We start from the raw sequence: 18402 nt of genomic DNA on the forward strand, positions 1-18402 counted from the left end.
CCCCACTATTTGACATTGTTGCAGATCATTTTGTAATCTATGCAATTATAGCTCGATGAGATCTATTTTCTAATAAAAAGTGGCTCATCGATAAATTCTTTTTCTTACCTTTAGTGAAGGCGAATGATTATCCGTGTATGTTATGAATTTGACTTCGTACATGATTAGTTTCGGCGGGAAGCTTTTTTAGATAATCTGAATTTTTCAGCTTATTTTCAATAACCAATTATATGATAAAAACCGCAGGGCTTCTTTTCAGAGAAGCAATTAAAAATGAAAAACCGTTACAAGTGGTTGGTGCCATTCATGCCAATCATGCATTATTGGCTCAGCAGGCAGGCTTTCAGGCAATTTATTTATCCGGAGGAGGGGTAGCTGCAGGTTCTTTAGGAATCCCAGATCTCGGTATTACAACCCTTCAAGATGTATTGATTGATGTCGATAGGATCACAAATGTATGTAATCTTCCTTTGTTGGTCGATATTGATACAGGATTTGGCCCATCAGCATTTAACGTTGCGCGAACAATTCAATCTTTAATCAAAGCTGGTGCCGCTGCTGTGCATATCGAAGATCAGGTAGGGGCAAAGCGTTGCGGTCATCGTCCTGGAAAGGAACTTGTGTCTCGATTGGAAATGGTCGATCGGATTAAGGCAGCAGTAGATGCCCGTACAGATGCTCATTTTGTTATCGGCGCCCGTACAGATGCATTGGCTTCAGAAGGATTGGAACAGGCATTGGAAAGAGCTATTGCTTATAAAGAAGCGGGCGCAGATTTCATCTTTGCAGAGGCTGTACATGATCTCGATCAATATAAAAGTTTCAGTGCCGCAACAGGTCTACCCATTTTAGCAAATATTACGGAATTTGGACAGACACCGCTCTATACTGTTGAAGAATTAAGTCAGGCAGATGTTTCGATTGTTTTATATCCGCTTTCTGCCTTCAGAGCGGCGAATAAAGCTGCTGAAAATGTCTACAATCACATTCGAAAAGAAGGTACACAAGCTGCTGTGATTGCAGAAATGCAAACACGTGAAGAACTGTATCGCAGCATTGATTATTACGCATATGAAAATCGATTAGATCAATTGTTCAATACTAAGCATGATGACAGAAACTAATGAAATGGGTTTTAAACCAAAAAAAAGTGTAGCGCTATCTGGCGTTCCAGCTGGCAATACGGCGTTAAGTACAGTAGGTAAAAGTGGAAATGACCTCCATTATCGAGGTTATGACATTTTAGATCTGGCTGAACAAGCTAGTTTTGAAGAAGTCGCTTATTTATTGATCTACGGTGTTTTACCAACCAAATCACAATTGACTACTTATCAAGGACAGTTGATCAGTCAAAGGGGTTTGCCTACTGCCATACAAAAAGTCTTAAAACAGTTGCCAACTACAGCACATGCAATGGATGTGCTTCGTACGTATGTATCGGTATTTGGCAGTATTCAACCCGAAAAGGAAAGTCATCCGCTTTCAGGAGCAAGAGATATTGCGAATCGATTGATGGCTTCCATGGCTTCAGCACTATTATACTGGTATCATTTTAGTCAAAATGGACGTGAGATAGCTGTTGAAACAACTGATGGTACATTAGGTGCACATTTCCTACATCTTTTACATGGTACAGCAGCACCAGCATCTTGGGTACGAGCGATGCAAGTATCGCTTAACCTATATGCGGAACATGAATTTAATGCCTCGACGTTTACAGCACGGGTAATTGCAGGCACAGGATCTGATATTTACTCCTGTATTGCAGGAGCAATAGGTGCTTTGCGTGGACCTAAGCATGGGGGGGCTAATGAGGTGGCTTTTGAAATACAGAGCCGTTATGCCAATGCAGATGAAGCAGAAGCTGATATTCGACAACGATTGGCTAATAAAGAAGTCATTATTGGATTTGGACATCCCGTTTATACCATTTCAGATCCACGTAATCAGGTCATTAAGCGTATCGCTAAAGAGCTTTCAGAAGAGGCTGGCGATATGACTTTGTACCTGATTGCTGAACGTTTAGAGTCCGTGATGTGGGAAGAAAAGAAAATGTTTCCTAATCTGGATTGGTATTCTGCAGTTTCTTATCATTTAATGGGCATTCCAACAGAAATGTTTACCCCCCTGTTTGTTCTTTCACGGATAACAGGTTGGTCTGCCCATGTATTTGAACAACGTCAGGATGGAAAGATTATTCGTCCAAGTGCGAATTACATTGGACCTGAGAACCGTCCTTTTGTACCTATCTCTGAACGATAGGCGATACTGAAAAGAAAATATAAATCATCTATTTAATATTAAACTATAGCTTTTTAAACGAAAATGGCTTCAATAATTTCGAATGAAAGACCGCAACCCGATCAGGTACTGACGGATATTGTTGATTATGTACAAAATTACAAAATCGATAGTAAAGTCGCTTGGAGGACGGCATTTTACTGCTTTTTAGATACACTTGGATGTGGTTTCGAAGCGTTGACTTATCCGGCTTGTACCAAACTATTAGGGCCTGTTGTTCCGGGAACGATTGTTCCAAATGGTGCTAAAGTACCTGGAACATCCTACCAATTGGATCCAATACAAGCTGCATTTAATATCGGTGCGATTATTCGTTGGTTGGATTTTAATGATACTTGGTTAGCTGCCGAGTGGGGACATCCTTCCGATAATTTAGGTGGAATATTGGCGACAGCCGATTGGTTGAGCCGAACACGTATCGCAAATGGCGAAAAACCATTGAAAACAAAAGAAGTGCTAGAAGCCATGATCATGGCACATGAAATCCAAGGCGTACTGGCTTTGGAAAATTCGTTCAACAAAGTTGGCTTGGATCATGTTCTTTTGGTCAAGATAGCATCTACAGCCGTAGTCGGTAAACTGCTTGGGTTAAGTAGGGATGAACTGATTAACGCGGTTTCCTTAGCCTTTGTTGATGGACAATCACTCCGAACGTATCGTCATGCTCCCAATACAGGTAGTCGTAAATCATGGGCTGCTGGAGATGCAACCTCGCGTGCTGTGCGTCTGGCTTTAATTGCCAAAACAGGTGAAATGGGCTATCCTTCTGTACTATCAGCTCCTGTATGGGGATTTTATGATGTATCTTTTAAAAGTCAAGCATTTAAATTTCAACGTCCTTATGGTTCCTATGTGATGGAAAATGTGCTGTTTAAGATTTCTTTCCCAGCAGAATTTCATTCACAAACAGCAGTAGAAGCAGCGATGCAATTACATGAACAACTGAAGGAAATTGGTAAGACTGCAGCGGATATTGCTCGTATTACTATCCGTACGCACGAAGCCGCTATACGAATTATTGATAAAAAAGGACCTCTGCACAATCCAGCCGATCGTGACCATTGCATACAGTATATGATTGCTGTGCCTTTGATCTTTGGTAGGTTGACCGCGGAAGATTATGAAAACCATGTTGCCGAAGATAGCCAGATTGATATATTACGTGAAAAAATGAACTGTGTAGAAGATACACAATTTACAACAGATTATCACGATCCTGAGAAGCGAGCAATTGCCAATGCTTTAACTGTCGAACTAATCGATGGGACAGTTTTATCAGAGGTACTCGTAGAGTATCCAATAGGTCACCCACGTCGAAGAGAAGAAGGTATTCCGAAATTAATCGAAAAATATAGAATTAATCTTGCGCGAATATTTGAAGAAAAACAACAAAAGGAAATCTTGAGTGCGACATTGGATTTTGATACGTTTATTGCACAGGACGTCAATCAATTGGTCGATTTGATGGTCAAATAAACGAAAGAAAGATCAATAGAACAAAAAAACTGCTGTCCAATAGCATTCATTGCAAACGGACAGCAGTTTTTTTAGTATATATCTGTTAGGATTTGATTGGCCAATTCATCTCAAATCCTGAGTAGAAACTGAAATTCTTTTCAGCAAGTTGCTTTAAGGATATAGGAACTTCCCATTGTTCACCTAAATTGCTAAAGGATTGACATGCAGTTACGAAATTCTGAAGACCAGTTTGATCTATATGACCAAATACTCCCCCAGTTTGTGCTGCATAACCAACGCCTAAGGTTGAGCCAATATCGCCATCAATAGGGCGGTCGAGTACACCTTCTTCCAAACAGCGGTAACTGTCCAAAGCCATGACATGCAAAAGTCGACTTTGTATAATCTTATTTTCTGGTAATACAGATGGTCTAGGTAATGAAGGATCTTGCCAAATGGTTTTCTTCCCGCTATCCTGATCGTAATCATAAAACCCTTTATTAGATTTTCGACCATTTCGACCCTCTTTTACAAGCTTCTCTAAGTAATGATAGCAACGTTGCTGACTATTATGTAACTGGGGTAATTGATCATAGACATTTAACATGAGCTGCAAGGAAATTTCATCCAGTACAGCCAGAGGGCCTACAGCAAATCCTGCTTGACGAGCTTGTTCATCAATAGTTGTCGCTGGAATACCCTCTAACAGCATGGTGATCGCTTCCAGTAAGTAATTAAAAAAGATACGTGAAGTAAAGAAGGCTGGTCCATCGTGAACGACGATTGGAATTTTACCGAGTTGTCGGGTTACTTTTAAGGCTTTCGCCAAAGTTTCCGCACTACTATGCTGACCACAAATGATCTCTACTAATGCCATACGATCTACAGGAGAAAAGAAATGCATACCAATGAAGTCCGCTGGTTTTGTGGTTACTCGTGCCAGCTCTGTGATCGGTAGAGAGGTGGTGTTGGAAGCAAAAAAGCCATTATTATAGAGATAAGGTAAACTTTCTGTACTTACAGCAGCTTTTAGTTCTTTATCTTCAAAAACGGCTTCAATGATCAAGTCGACCTCTTTCAAGTCGGTCATCTTTTCAGTAGGATGAATATGGGAGAGGAGTTTTTGTCTTTTTTGTTCATCCATTCGCCCTTGTTGCACCAATTTAGAAGTTACATTTTCAGCGTAAGCCTTTCCATGTTCGGCCTGTTTTAAACTAACATCTTTCAGGACGACATCAATACCAGCACGTGCTGCTTCAAAGGCAATACCAGACCCCATCATGCCTGCTCCCAATACGGCTAACCTACGCAAGTTGTAATTTGTTTGCTCTTGTGGACCAGAGGAATGAAGAGCTTCTTGGATACCAAAGTATTGTGTTCGCACCATGCTTAAAGCTTCAGTACTGTTCAAGACCTCTGTATATCGTTCAGTTTCCTGTATTAATGCCTCTTCTTTGGGTAAGGTAAAGCTATCATAAATAGTCTCCAGACAAGCATTGATACCTGGGATTAATTGATGGGTACGTTTTTTTATAGGTTCTGAAAGGGTTTTCCATACATTTTCATCAAAATCGATGTGCTGTTGCTTTATTGCAACAGGAGATTGTTGTTGTATCCATTCTTTCGCTTTAAAAAGCGCATCATCAAAATCAACCGCTATCTGATCAATCAATCCAGACGCTGCTGTTGCTAACAGGATATTTCCTTGAGTTAAGAATGGAAGTGCCTTTTCAAATCCGAGTAATTGAGAAGCGAATACTGTTGCCCCAAATCCTGGAAAGAGGCCATTTTTAGATTCTGGAAATCCCAATTTAATCGTACTAATGGCAACCCGATGTTGTGCCCAAAGCATACTTGAAAGTTGTATACTGAAACAGTCCTCATGCAGCAGTCCCACCAACGGTTTTTGTTGCCTTTGTAAGGCGAGGAATTTAGACACCAGTGTTGTTAAACGTTGTTTAAATTTTTCCTTGTCGAATGCTTCTTTAAAAAGAGATCGATAATCTATGCTCTTTTCGAAAAGCGGGTTTTTAAAAATTACTCCTTTTACCTCCGCTTGTTCAAGCTGTTTGGAAATCATGTCAACAAGCTGTTCCAAACGAACTAAAAAACTTCCTGTGTTAGTCGTGTCCTGTGTATTTGGACTGATGAATACAACTCCCTGACTGTCATGTGTGATTTGGAAATAAGTAGAATATGTATTAGTTAATGAATTCATAGTGATTTTTTTATCTTAAAACTGGGTATTCAAAACGCATCCAATATCTTATGTATTTGGTACCGTATGAACATCAGACTTTGCTTGATAATTGACTTTGTCAATGGTCATTTTGGCAATAATTTCTAACATAATTTCCGAAGTACCACCAATAATGGTTCCTACACGTACATCTCGATAGAGACGAGCAATTTTGTAATCTTCCGTAAAAGCATAACCACCGAAAAATTGAAAACATTGGTTAACCACTCGGATCGCTAATTCACTCGCTTGCAATTTTGCGATAGAAGATTCTTTTACCGCATATGCTCCTTGTTGTTGTAAATCACAACAATATCCAATAAAAGCTTTTGTGGTTGCAATATCTGCTTCCATTTGTGCTACCCGATGTCTAATCACCTGAAAGTCCTGAAGCTTCTTCTTAAAAGCTTCCCGTTTGTTGATGTATTCCAATGTATAGTGCAGCGCAGAGTCTGCACTGGCTAGACTATGGATCGCCGCCGTTAGACGTTCCAGCTGTAAGCCATCCATAAGATACCGAAATCCAGCTCCTTCTTCACCAATTAAATGGGACACCGGAACTTTCACTTGATCAAAACCTATCTCTGCGGTATCGGAAGCATGCCATCCCATTTTATTGATTTTAGTGGCACTAACACCAGCAGCATGACGATCGATCAATAAAAGGCTGATACCTTTGCTGCCTTTACTTGAGTCAGTTTTGACTGCTGTAATGAAGAAATCGCCATAAAAACCATTGGTGATAAAGGTTTTCGAACCATTGACTAGATAATAATCTCCTTCTCGTATGGCTGTAGTCTTGATGTGTTGTACATCAGATCCTGCACCTGGTTCGGTGATGGCAACTGCACTGATCAGATCGCCAGCAATGACAGCACGTAGGTAATGATCCTTTAGTTTTTCAGAAGCATATTTTAATAAATAAGGAGCTGACATGTACTGAATGACTAAAGCTGTTATGGTGAAACCTCCAGAAAAACAATAGGAGAGTTCCTCGCACAAGATCATGGAATAATAGAAATCTACGTCCAGACCGCCATAAGTTTCGGGATAGTTGAGTCCCATAAAACCCATATCGCCCATTTTTTTCCAAATAGAACGATCAATTTGTCCCTGTTCCTCCCAACGATCGATATGGGGAAGAATTTCTTTTCGAATGAATGCTCTTAAACTTTCGCGAAATACGTGATGCTCAGCCGTTAATTGGGTTGCTTGCATATACTATAAAGTTATATTGGTTATAATTTCCACAGGGAAGTTTTCCATGTAAGATGTATACGAAATTAACTTAAATAGCTGATTTTTCAGCTATTTAAGTTAAATTTTTATAAAACTCTTTTTGAATCCATCGATATATTGCTACCTGAACTTTAAACGTGTTTTTTGTGTGAAATTTAAATAAGTGCGTGAAGAGATGGATTTACTACAGACGATTTTACGTACCTTTAGACTGAACTTTTATAAATGAATGATTGCCCTAACAAGCATTTCTAACCTTATTCTGAAAGGGTGAGATAAATGCAGGAATATACGGAACGAATGTTAAAAATATTCCAAAGTAGATCTGCGTTAGGAAAATTAATAACCAAAAAAATAAACGATGACAAAAAAAGTATTTATCGTAGCTGCACAGCGTACAGCAATTGGAAGTTTTGGAGGAGGACTATCTTCTTTAACAGCGACAGCATTGGGGGGACAAGCCGTTGCTGCGGTTTTGAGTCAAACGGGAATAGGTGGAAAAGAAGTAGATGAACTGTTGATGGGTTGTGTTTTACAGGCAGACTTAGGACAAGCTCCGGCTCGTCAGGTGAGTAAATTCGCTGGTTTGCCAGATCATGTTCCTGCTACAACAATAAACAAGGTATGTGCAAGTGGTATGAAAGCTGTTGCTTTAGCTACTCAGGCTATTTTGTTAGGTGACGCGTCTGTTGCAGTTGCTGGTGGAATGGAGAGCATGAGCCAAGTCCCTTATTATGTGCCTGCTGCACGTTGGGGAGCAAAATATGGTAATCAAACCTTGGTAGATGGACTTCAAAAAGACGGATTAAGCGATGCGTATTCACAAGATGCTATGGGGGTATTTGGAGAGCTATGTGCTGAAAAATATAGTATTAGCCGGGAAGAACAGGACAACTATGCCATTTCTTCTTATACGCGTAGTCGTCAAGCCTGGGAAAGTGGTAAGTTTACAAAAGAAGTTGTGCCCATCACCATACAAACGCGCAAAGGGGATCAAGTTATTCAACAAGATGAAGAATTCTCTCAAGTAAATTTTGATAAAATTTCTGGTTTGAAACCAGCCTTTAAAAAAGAAGGAACAATTACAGCGGCAAATGCTTCCACGTTAAGTGATGGCGCTGCAGCACTATTATTAATGAGTGCGGAAAAAGTGGAGGAACTAGGTCTTCAACCGTTAGCAGAAATTGTTGCTTATGCAGATGCTGAACAACAACCTGAATGGTTTACGACAACGCCAAGTCTAGCGGTAGAAAAGGTTCTGAAAAAGGCAAATCTTTCGTTAGCTGACATTGATTTTTTCGAGTTTAATGAGGCATTTTCAGTGGTTGCATTAGCAAATGCAAAAATATTGGGAATTGAGCCCAAAAAAATAAATGTGTATGGAGGTGCTGTTTCTTTAGGGCATCCATTAGGCTGCTCAGGGGCTAGAATTCTGGTCACCTTGACAAGTGTGCTACGACAAGAGGGAGGACAATATGGTTTAGCTGCAATATGTAATGGAGGGGGTGGTGCTTCAGCCATGATTATTAAAAAATGGAATCATTAAGCATCATCAAACGATGTAAGTGTATTGGTTAAGTTGTAATTGTAAAAGGTATAACTATTTGTATACCTTGTTATTATATTTATTAATATTGATCTAAGATTTAAATAAAAGTAAAAGTTAAGCGAACGATAACGTAAGCATATCATTAAAAACACAGGATAATTTTAAAAGACCATCTCCAACTGTAGGGTAGATGGTCTTTTTTATCAAGAATACGACACTAATTTTCGTTGCTACAGATCTGCTACAAGAAGAATGAATGACAGCATAATTTTGCTCATTTATTGGATTAACCTATCATTTAAGAGCAGGATGTTATGTTTTAAATCATTTGGATAATTTGTTCTGCTATTGTTTTTAAGAGATGATGGCAGCTTATTGTGAAAAAAAATAAAAAAAATATTGCTTTCTTATTTTTAGTCTCTATATTAGTGTATTATTTAATTAATACAGTAGTATGATAACCATTAAAAATCTAAATTTCAGTTACAGCAAAACACGACCGTTATTTAAAGATATGGACCTACAATTAATGGAAGGACATATTTATGGTTTGCTGGGAAAAAATGGTGCAGGTAAATCCACATTACTCAAGAATATTGCCGGCTTGGTGTATCCAGTGAGTGGCACCATTGAGGTATTACAGCAAAACCCGTGTAAGCGAGATCCCTCTTTATTACAGGAGATAAGCTTTATTCCAGAAGAGTTTTATCTGCCAGCAGTGAAATCGGAGAAATTTGTGAAAGCGAATGCTATATTTTACCCTAAATTCGATCATCGTTATTTCAAGGAATTGATTGAAGAATTTGAGATTCCAGTTCAGCAAAAGTTAGCGGACATGAGTTATGGACAAAAGAAGAAATATATCATATCTTTTGGTTTAGCTTCGAATACCAAGATCATCATCATGGATGAACCTACCAATGGTCTAGACATCCCTTCTAAGGTACAATTTAGAAAAATTATGGCTTCTGCTATTTCAGAAGAACGTTGTGTTATTATTTCAACACATCAAGTTCGTGATTTGGAGAACCTAATTGATGCCGTCATCTTATTAGATGACAATCGAGTCGCGCTCAATGCGCCTGTCTATATGATTACAGATCGCATCTGCTTCAAGAAAGTACGAGAATTGGACGATCATGTTCTTTATGCAGAGCCTGCATTAGGAGGGTATAATACCCTACAGAAGAATACGATGAACGAAGATTCTAAATTGGATCTGGAAATCTTATTTAATGCTGTGTTGCAGAAAAAAGAACTGATTACAAACCTTTTAACTATTACAGAAAATGTCGAACCAGCTTAATTTTAATCGTTTATTCGCATTGATTCGTCGACAATGGATTACCATCGGTCGTATCTACCTAATGGCATTAGTCATCATTGGCGGAATTTTTTTAGCCTTTTATGGGGATAATCTGCGCCAATATTATAATGAAATATCGACGAATCCTCAGGCAGGAACTGAGGTATTGGAATTCAGACCCATGCTGTTCAAAATCTTGGGTTTATTTTTCGTGACTATTATTTCGAGTAGTTATTTTTCAGATTTAGGGCAAAAAGCAAAAGCTATTTTTGAATTGATGATTCCCGCTTCTCGTTTGGAAAAATTCCTAGCCGCTATTTTTTATACCGTTATTGTTAGTTTAGGATCTTATTTATTGTTATTCTTCCTAATCGATTATGCTTTTGTATCGCATCTAAGAAGTATTGGAAGTTCCATTACAACAAAAACATTATACAATGGCGATCAGTCTGTGGTTGATAATTGGACATACTTTTTTAAGATCGAACGGCAGAGGTTTGTTGCTTATTTTTATTTTCTCCCCTTTCTCCTGAATGGGATATTTTTGCTAGGATCGATCTCATTCAAAAATTTTCAATACATTAAAACCGCTATTAGTATGATTGTATATGTAGGAGTTTGGGTTGTCACACTTGTATCTGTGATGAAAGTAATAACAGATAACACCATTAATGTGACAAATGATGGCTATTTTCAGAATCAAGAACATGTTTTTCAGTTGATGATGATCATTGGAATTGTTTTGACATTCATTTTTTGGGGATTAGCATTTTTGAGATTAAAGGAAAAGGAGGTTTAATATGGATTTTAACGCAAATAAAGCCATTTATCTCCAAATTGCAGAACATGTTTGTGATCATATTCTGCTAGGGACATGGCAAGTGGATGATAAAATACCATCAGTAAGAGAGCTAGCTATACAATTGGAAGTTAATCCAAATACCGTGATGCGTACTTACGACTTGTTGCAACAAAAAGAAATTGTGGTCAATAAACGTGGAGTTGGATTTTTTTTGACAGCAGACTCGATCGGTCATGTCAAGGAATATCGGAAAGCAACCTTTTTGGAAGAAGATCTTGTTCCATTTTTCAGAAATATTTATTTATTAGAAATTAGCTTGGATGAATTAAAACAACCTTATCAAGCTTTTATCGAACGAAACTTTAAAAATAACAAATCATGAAATTGAGTACTAAAATATTGATAGGTTTAGGAATAGCAATGTTTGTGATTCCTATCGTCACGACTGCCTATATTGTAGGAAATAATAGTATAGATGTCAAATTGTATGAAGAAACAATGCGAAAAGAAGCAAATAATCCCAATGCAAAAGATACCTATCTGAAAACCTTTAAAACAAAAGATTTTCATCAGCTACAGATTAAGGGAAATAATCAAGCATCCATAGGACTTTTTATCGTGAAAAGTGATCAGTATGCAGTAAAAATTGCAAAAAGTAATGAAAAAGAGGTCGCTATTCATGTGGATGAAAATGGTCAATTAAGGATTGAACTAAAAGAAGCATCTCAAAGATATTATAATACTATCTATATTTTCACACCTGATATTAAACAGATTGATCTAACACAAATAGCAATCAATTCTTTTTCGGCTAAGCAAGATCAATTGGAAATAACAGGTAATCAGCTCCATGAATTACATTTCTATCCCGAAATGGCAATCAATACCTTATCTTTACGGATGAAAAACTCCCACATAGAAGCTGATGATGAAAGGAATGGAAACGATTTAAGACCAACCCAAATTAAGCAGTTAACCTTAGCGCTAGATAGTAGTAAGGTGAATTTTTCAAAGCAAAATTATGAAAGTGTCTCTATTCAAGCGAAGGACTCTGAAGTTTATTTTAAAAGCGGTAATCCAGATGCAATTGTGAAATGGTTGGATGTGAAAACAGTGGGAAATACTTTTATCGGATTGAATGATCTTCAGGTGCAAACATTGCAGGGGCAGTTATCTGATGGGACAAAGACGGATCTTCCTGCACAGATACTCCGTAAGTTGTTGAAATAATATATATAATTAATTGATTTACAAACAAAAAAGATCTTTAATTACATTAAAGATCTTTTTTGTTTGTACTTCGTTTTAATTCTTTTTATCTAGGTAAGTAGCTTGCTTTGACGGTGATAGTTGCCGTCTTTTTTCTTGAAGTTGTGTTAAATGCTCCACCAGAAGAATATTCTTCATTATCATTTTGACCCGTAATCTGAAACACACCAAGATCCGCTTTTACTAATTCCCCAAGTGAAGAGGAAGATTCTGTTGCAATATTTTCTGCCCTTTGATACGCATTTTTAGACGCTTGAGAGATCAGCTCTAATTTCAGGTCTTCCAATTTTGAATAATAGTAATTCGGTGTGCTCGAGCTTAATTCAAGCCCTTGTGATATCAAAGTTGATATTTCACGTGATGCATTGTCGACTTTATTCAGATCTTTAGATTCTACACCCACAGTTTGCGAAAGCGTATAACCTGAAAACGTATTGTAGCTATTTCCTTTTTCGTCGGTATGATATTCAAAATCTTTATTAATATTAACCGCTTCAAATCTAATTTCATCCGATTTTAATCCTTGTGCAATTAAAAACTTGCGTACTAATTCTCTATCCTCAGCAAGTTGTGCGGATGCACTTTTTAAATCAAAATTTTTACGACTGTAGCTCGCGTTCCATTTTACTAAATCAGATTCGAAATCTTTTTTAGCATTCCCATTAACGGTAATGGTTTGTGATGATTTAAATTTATAACGATAAGCATTGCTGAAAAGACTTGCAGCAATAATAATAACAATACCTGCTAGCAATGCAATAAAAATGGGAATATATTTCATGATGTTATTATGTAATAAGGAGTAAAATTTCTTTTGATTAATATGTAGCAATCATGATACCAAAAAAACGGGTAAATTTGAATAGAAATAAATATTTTGCGAATAGGTTTATCTAATTATCGAAAAAATTGATCAACATGAACAAAAGAATCATCCTACTCGGATTTTTTGCATTACAAATAGCGTCCACATGGGCGCAAAAACAACCATTAAATCATACGGTATATGATAACTGGCAAAGTATAACAGCAAATGAGATCAGTAGAACGGGTACATATATTTATTTTCAAATACTCCCTCAAGAAGGGGATGGGAAATTATATGTAAAGAATAATTTAAATAAGGATCTGTTTTCTTTACCAAGAGGTTATAATGCGAGTTTAACAAATGATGAAACAAATCTCGTTTCCTTAATAAAACCTAAGTTTGAAGATACACGACAAGCTAAAATAAAGAAAAAGAAGCCAGAAGATATGCCGAAAGATTCCATTGCTGTTTTTTCTATAGTAACGGGAAAATTATCCAAGTTTTCTGATGTTAAATCATACAAATTAGCAGAAGAAGGAAATCGTTACTTCGGTTTTTTAACAGATGGTAAAATAGAGGTGCGTACTAAAACAGATACAACCGCTTCACAAACTAAGAAAACAGTTAAAGGAGCTACCTTGCATGTTTTTGATTTCGCAACAGGGGATACCTTAAATTTTCAGTATGTTGATCAGTATGACTTTAATAAAGCTGGCAATATGTTAGTTTTTTCTAAGAAAGTAGATGCTAAAGACTCGATATCTCATATATCGGGTGTTTTTTTATATGACTTCACTAAAAAGTCGTTAAAAAAGATCACAAACGGCCGTGGAGATTATAAAAATTTCACTTTTGACGATTCAGGACAACAGCTTGTATACTTAGGAGACAGATCTTCGGAGAAATCGTTACTTAAAGATTTCAATATCTATTATTACACGACGAAACAAGATTCTTCCCGTATTGTAGTTCGTCAACAGACCGCTGGTGTTCCTAAAAATTGGTATGTAAGTGGTGATGGTGACCTGAAATTTAGTAAAAATGGAGAAAAACTATTTTTGGGGCTAGCACCTATTCCTCCAGTTAAAGATACCACATTAGTTGACTTTGAACATGCAAAGGTAGATGTCTGGCATTGGCAAGATGATTATTTGCAACCTCAGCAATTGATCAATTTGAAAAAAGATTTAGCGCAGAGTTTTTTAAGTGTTTATTATCCCAAACAAAATAGTCCCATTATCCCACTTGTGGATGACAAATTTAATCCTGTAAGAACCACGCTCGAGGCTGACCAAGAATATGTATTGGCAACGAGTGATTATGGCAAAAGAATAGAGACGCAATGGGATTATAGAAGTAGACAAGATGTGTATGTCATCTCCACGATTTCAGGTGCACGCCAACTCGTGATAGAGAATTTATCGGGACAGTCTTTTTTAACTCCTGATGGGCGATATGTCGTATATTTTAATCAAGAAAATGGAAATTGGTATTCCTATCAAATTGATCTTAGGAAAACAACAACATTGAATGATGGCCTACCTGTATCATTTGTTGATGAAGATAATGATATGCCAGCTAAGCCGAATGGATATGGCATGGCCGCCTGGGCAGTGGATAACAAAGGTATTTATATCTATGATAAATATGATATTTGGTATTTTGCTTTAGATGGTTCTGATCATTATATGGTAACAAATGGGTATGGCCGCGTATCTCGTATTGTATTGCGTTATCAAAATCTTCTACATGCAAAAGACAAAAGGAAAGAAACAAATATACTCGATCAACGTCAGCGTGTTATTTTAACTGCTTTTAATGAGAAAACGAAGGAGAATGGATTTTATGAATTAAAAGGAAAGCATAACGATCCAAAGGTAATCGTCATGGCTCCAAAAGCTTTTAAAAATTTACAAGCTTCAGGTGATCAAAAATACGTGTTGTATACAAAAGAGGATTATGCAAATAGTCCAGATTTATATTTGAATGACAATGCGTTCAAAAAAGAAGATCGGTTGACGAATCTTAATCCGCAACAGGCCAATTATAATTGGGGAACGGCTGAATTGGTGAAATGGACAACACCTGCAGGACATGCTGCCGAAGGAATTCTATATAAACCTGAAGATTTTGATCCCAATAAAAAATACCCCATTATTGCTTACTTCTATGAAAAATTGACAGATGGTCTATATAATTACCAAGCTCCTGCGCCAACACCTTCTCGATTGAATATTTCCTATTTTGTCAGCAATGGCTATTTGGTTTTTGCACCTGATATTTCCTATGTGACGGGTCAGCCAGGTAAGTCTGCTGAAGAATATATTAATTCAGGTATGCAATACTTGGCTCAAAATACCTGGGTAGATGCTAAAAAGATGGGTATACAGGGGCAAAGCTGGGGAGGATATCAAGTCGCATATTTAATTACGGCAACAAATATGTATGCAGCTGCTTGGGCTGGAGCTCCTGTTGTGAATATGACTTCTGCTTATGGAGGAATTCGTTGGCAAACCGGAATGTCTCGACAATTTCAATACGAAAATACACAAAGTCGGATAGGGAAGACACTTTGGGAAGATCGTGATGCTTATCTAGCGAATTCACCTTTATTTCACTTAGATAAAGTGACAACACCTGTTGTCATCATGTCCAATGACAACGACGGTGCTGTGCCTTGGTATCAAGGTATCGAAATGTTCACCGCTTTACGTCGTTTGCAGAAACCAGTTTGGATGCTTAACTATAATGGAGACGAACATAATTTGATGCTAAGACAAAATAGAAAAGATATCCAGATCCGCGAACAGCAGTTTTTTGATCATTATTTAAAAGGATCTGCTGCTCCAAAATGGTTGAAATCGGGTGTTTTAGCAAAAGAAAAAGGTGTGGATTGGGGATTTTCTACTGAATAATTTGATTTTGTAGCTTATTTGTTGCAAATAATCTCTTCTTTTTATTGTTTAGTTTTGTTTTGCGCTTGTTTTTAGTAAAAAAATAAAAAAAATTTCATTTTTTATTGAAAACAATCTATTTTTACAAAGTAGTTTGATTAAAAATCAAAATCAGGGTATTGAAAACTTAAAATATCAACCATAAAATGTCTAATTTAAGATTTAAATCTGTTGAAGCCGCGGCATCTCGCCAAAATACTTCTCTAAAAGTAGAAACTAAAAAAGCAACCGAAATTTACGGTAAAAATGTTTTTTCTAATGCGAAGATGAAAGATTATCTTCCCAAGAATTCGTATAAAGAACTAGCACAAGCTGTAGAAGAAGGAACTGCAATCTCTCGTGATTTGGCGGAACATATTTCTCAAGCAATGAAAAGTTGGGCGCTTTCCAATGGTGCTTCACATTATACACACTGGTTCCAACCGTTAACAGGTTCGACTGCAGAGAAACATGATGCGTTCTTTGAGCCCGATGATAATGGTGAAGCGATTGAAAAGTTTACAGCTGATGCATTGGTACAACAAGAGCCTGATGCTTCTAGTTTCCCTAATGGAGGTATTCGTAATACGTTTGAAGCACGTGGTTATACTGCTTGGGATCCTTCATCACCAGCATTCCTTTATGAAACAGGATCAGGTAAGACCTTATGTATCCCTACTGTTTTTGTTTCCTATACAGGTGAATCATTAGATTATAAAGCTCCTTTATTAAAAGCAATCAATGCGATTGACAAAGCTTCTACAGAAGTTGCACAATACTTTGATAAACAAATCACGAAAGTAAATGCTTCCTTAGGAATTGAACAAGAGTATTTCTTAGTTGATCTTTCGTTATATAATGCACGTCCAGACTTGCAATTAACAGGTCGTACTTTGTTTGGTCATATGTCAGCAAAAGGACAACAATTGGAAGATCATTATTTCGGAGCGATCCCAGAACGCGTTTTAGCATTCATGGTAGACTTGGAAAATGAAGCTTTGAAATTAGGTATTCCATTGAAGACACGTCACAACGAAGTTGCTCCTTCACAATTTGAATGTGCACCGATGTACGAAGAAATCAACTTAGCGATTGATCATAACCAATTGTTACAGAATCTGATGGATCAAGTAGCATTGCGTCATCACTTTAAAGTATTATTACACGAAAAACCATATAGTGGGGTGAATGGTTCTGGTAAACATAACAACTGGTCATTGATAACCAATACGGGTGTTAACTTACTATCTCCAGGAAAAACACCTAAAAACAACTTGATGTTCTTGACATTTTTTGTCAACACGATAAAAGCGGTTTATGAGCATGCCGATTTATTACGTGCATCTATTGCAAGTGCGAGTAATGACCACCGTTTAGGTGCTAATGAAGCTCCTCCAGCGATCATTTCTATTTTCTTAGGTTCTCAGTTGGATGAGTTATTGGAAGAAGTAGAATCAGCTCGTGTAGCTAAAAAAGTGAAATCTGAAGCAAACTTATGGCACGGAATTCCTAAAGTTCCTGAATTGAGATTGGATAACACAGACCGTAACCGTACATCTCCATTCGCATTCACAGGTAACAAATTTGAGTTTAGAGCAGTAGGTTCTTCTGCCAATTCAGCATTGCCAATGACGGTACTCAATGTCATTGTTGCGAATCAGTTGAACGAGTTTAAAATTGAAGTCGATAAACAAATCAAAAAAGGTACAAAGAAAGACTTAGCCTTATTGAATGTTGTTCGTAAATATATCAAAGATTCGAAATCAATTCGTTTTGAAGGAAATGGCTATAGCGAAGAGTGGGAGAAAGAAGCAGAAGCTAGAGGCTTGTCAAACATCAAATCTACACCTAAGGCATTAGATGTATATGTAAAAGAAGAAACACTGGAACTGTTTGAAAGACTAGGAATCTATACAAAACGTGAAAGCGAAGCGCGTCATGAAATCTTGTTAGAAAACTTCTTTAAAAAACTTCAAATTGAAGCCCGTGTTATCGAAGAGATCGTAAACAATCAAATTGCTCCAGCTTGTTTAATCTATCAAAACGAATTGATTAAAAACGTACAAGGATTGAAAGAATTAGGTTTAGGAAAAGAATCTTATAGTTCGCAATTGAATTTCTTAGAGCGTATTTCATTACATGTGAATACTGTTCTAGAAAAAACAGAAGCTATGCGTAAAGAACGTAAAAAAGCGAATCAAATCGAGGACGTACGCGAAAAATCAATCGCTTATGACGAGGCTGTGAAACCTTACTTTGATGAAATACGTTACCACGTTAATAAATTGGAAAAAATTGTTGATGACCAAAAATGGCCATTACCAAAATTGAGAGAATTACTATTCATTAGCTAATAAGCTCCCAGTTTTAAAAATGGAAAAAGCTATACCTTAGGTGTAGCTTTTTCTATTTGTATTCTTCTGTAACAATTTATTGTATTGTCATATTAATTTCATTTTTTTGTTGCATTTAGCTCTCCTGTTTCTTACATTAGATTT

13 protein-coding genes are annotated in these 18402 nt (G+C 37.1%); 10 read left to right on the plus strand and 3 right to left on the minus strand.

Translation table 11 applies throughout. From position 1 onward, the window contains the following. Window positions 1-230 precede the first annotated feature (230 nt). From prpB to LZQ00_RS03790, 3 genes are all read left to right on the plus strand, one after another. Window positions 231-1124 (plus strand): methylisocitrate lyase, encoded by an 894-nt coding sequence (prpB, locus tag LZQ00_RS03780; RefSeq protein ID WP_234512059.1) that lies wholly within the window; start codon window positions 231-233, stop codon window positions 1122-1124. Further along, entirely contained in the window at window positions 1108-2262 is a 1155-nt protein-coding gene (prpC, locus tag LZQ00_RS03785) for a 2-methylcitrate synthase (protein ID WP_234512061.1), read from the plus strand. Before prpB ends, prpC begins: the two co-directional genes overlap by 17 nt. A 63-nt stretch (window positions 2263-2325) precedes the next feature. Beyond that, window positions 2326-3777, plus strand: coding sequence for a bifunctional 2-methylcitrate dehydratase/aconitate hydratase (locus LZQ00_RS03790; RefSeq protein ID WP_234512063.1), 1452 nt, complete (start codon window positions 2326-2328; stop codon window positions 3775-3777). Window positions 3778-3862: 85 nt separating this feature from the next. Here the strand turns inward: LZQ00_RS03790 and LZQ00_RS03795 are convergent, their stop codons facing one another. Together LZQ00_RS03795 and LZQ00_RS03800 are read right to left on the minus strand one after the other, a co-directional pair. Next, window positions 3863-5977, minus strand: coding sequence for a 3-hydroxyacyl-CoA dehydrogenase NAD-binding domain-containing protein (locus LZQ00_RS03795; protein ID WP_234512065.1), 2115 nt, complete (start codon window positions 5975-5977; stop codon window positions 3863-3865). 48 nt (window positions 5978-6025) lie between these two features. Beyond that, window positions 6026-7216: an acyl-CoA dehydrogenase family protein gene (locus LZQ00_RS03800; RefSeq protein ID WP_234512067.1), complete on the minus strand. Its 1191-nt coding sequence runs from the start codon at window positions 7214-7216 to the stop codon at window positions 6026-6028. Between the two features lie 382 nt (window positions 7217-7598). Here LZQ00_RS03800 and LZQ00_RS03805 point away from each other — a divergent pair, with 382 nt between their 5' ends. The 5 genes from LZQ00_RS03805 (at window position 7599) to LZQ00_RS03825 (ending at window position 12124) form a co-directional block, all read left to right on the plus strand. Then, window positions 7599-8783 (plus strand): thiolase family protein, encoded by a 1185-nt coding sequence (locus LZQ00_RS03805; protein WP_234512068.1) that lies wholly within the window; start codon window positions 7599-7601, stop codon window positions 8781-8783. A 457-nt stretch (window positions 8784-9240) separates the two neighbouring features. Beyond that, window positions 9241-10092, plus strand: a complete 852-nt coding sequence (locus LZQ00_RS03810) for an ATP-binding cassette domain-containing protein (RefSeq protein WP_234512070.1) — start codon at window positions 9241-9243, stop codon at window positions 10090-10092. After that, on the plus strand, window positions 10076-10891 hold the full coding sequence (locus LZQ00_RS03815; protein WP_234512072.1) for a hypothetical protein: 816 nt from the start codon (window positions 10076-10078) through the stop codon (window positions 10889-10891). The genes LZQ00_RS03810 and LZQ00_RS03815 overlap by 17 nt, the downstream gene beginning before the upstream one ends. A gap of 1 nt (window position 10892) precedes the next feature. Further along, complete coding sequence (locus LZQ00_RS03820; RefSeq protein ID WP_234512074.1) at window positions 10893-11276, plus strand: GntR family transcriptional regulator; 384 nt, start codon at window positions 10893-10895, stop codon at window positions 11274-11276. Next, window positions 11273-12124 (plus strand): hypothetical protein, encoded by an 852-nt coding sequence (locus LZQ00_RS03825; protein ID WP_234512076.1) that lies wholly within the window; start codon window positions 11273-11275, stop codon window positions 12122-12124. Before LZQ00_RS03820 ends, LZQ00_RS03825 begins: the two co-directional genes overlap by 4 nt. Window positions 12125-12209: 85 nt before the next feature. Here the strand turns inward: LZQ00_RS03825 and LZQ00_RS03830 are convergent, their stop codons facing one another. Further along, window positions 12210-12944: an SIMPL domain-containing protein gene (locus LZQ00_RS03830; RefSeq protein ID WP_234512077.1), complete on the minus strand. Its 735-nt coding sequence runs from the start codon at window positions 12942-12944 to the stop codon at window positions 12210-12212. 137 nt (window positions 12945-13081) lie between these two features. Between LZQ00_RS03830 and LZQ00_RS03835 the strand changes: the two genes are divergently transcribed. Together LZQ00_RS03835 and LZQ00_RS03840 are read left to right on the plus strand one after the other, a co-directional pair. Continuing rightward, on the plus strand, window positions 13082-15886 hold the full coding sequence (locus tag LZQ00_RS03835) for a prolyl oligopeptidase family serine peptidase (RefSeq protein WP_234512079.1): 2805 nt from the start codon (window positions 13082-13084) through the stop codon (window positions 15884-15886). Window positions 15887-16071: 185 nt separating this feature from the next. Next, complete coding sequence (locus LZQ00_RS03840) at window positions 16072-18258, plus strand: glutamine synthetase III (RefSeq protein ID WP_234512081.1); 2187 nt, start codon at window positions 16072-16074, stop codon at window positions 18256-18258. Window positions 18259-18402 lie beyond the last annotated feature (144 nt).

The sequence above is a fragment of the Sphingobacterium sp. SRCM116780 genome (assembly GCF_021442025.1).
Classification (GTDB): Bacteria; Bacteroidota; Bacteroidia; order Sphingobacteriales; family Sphingobacteriaceae; genus Sphingobacterium.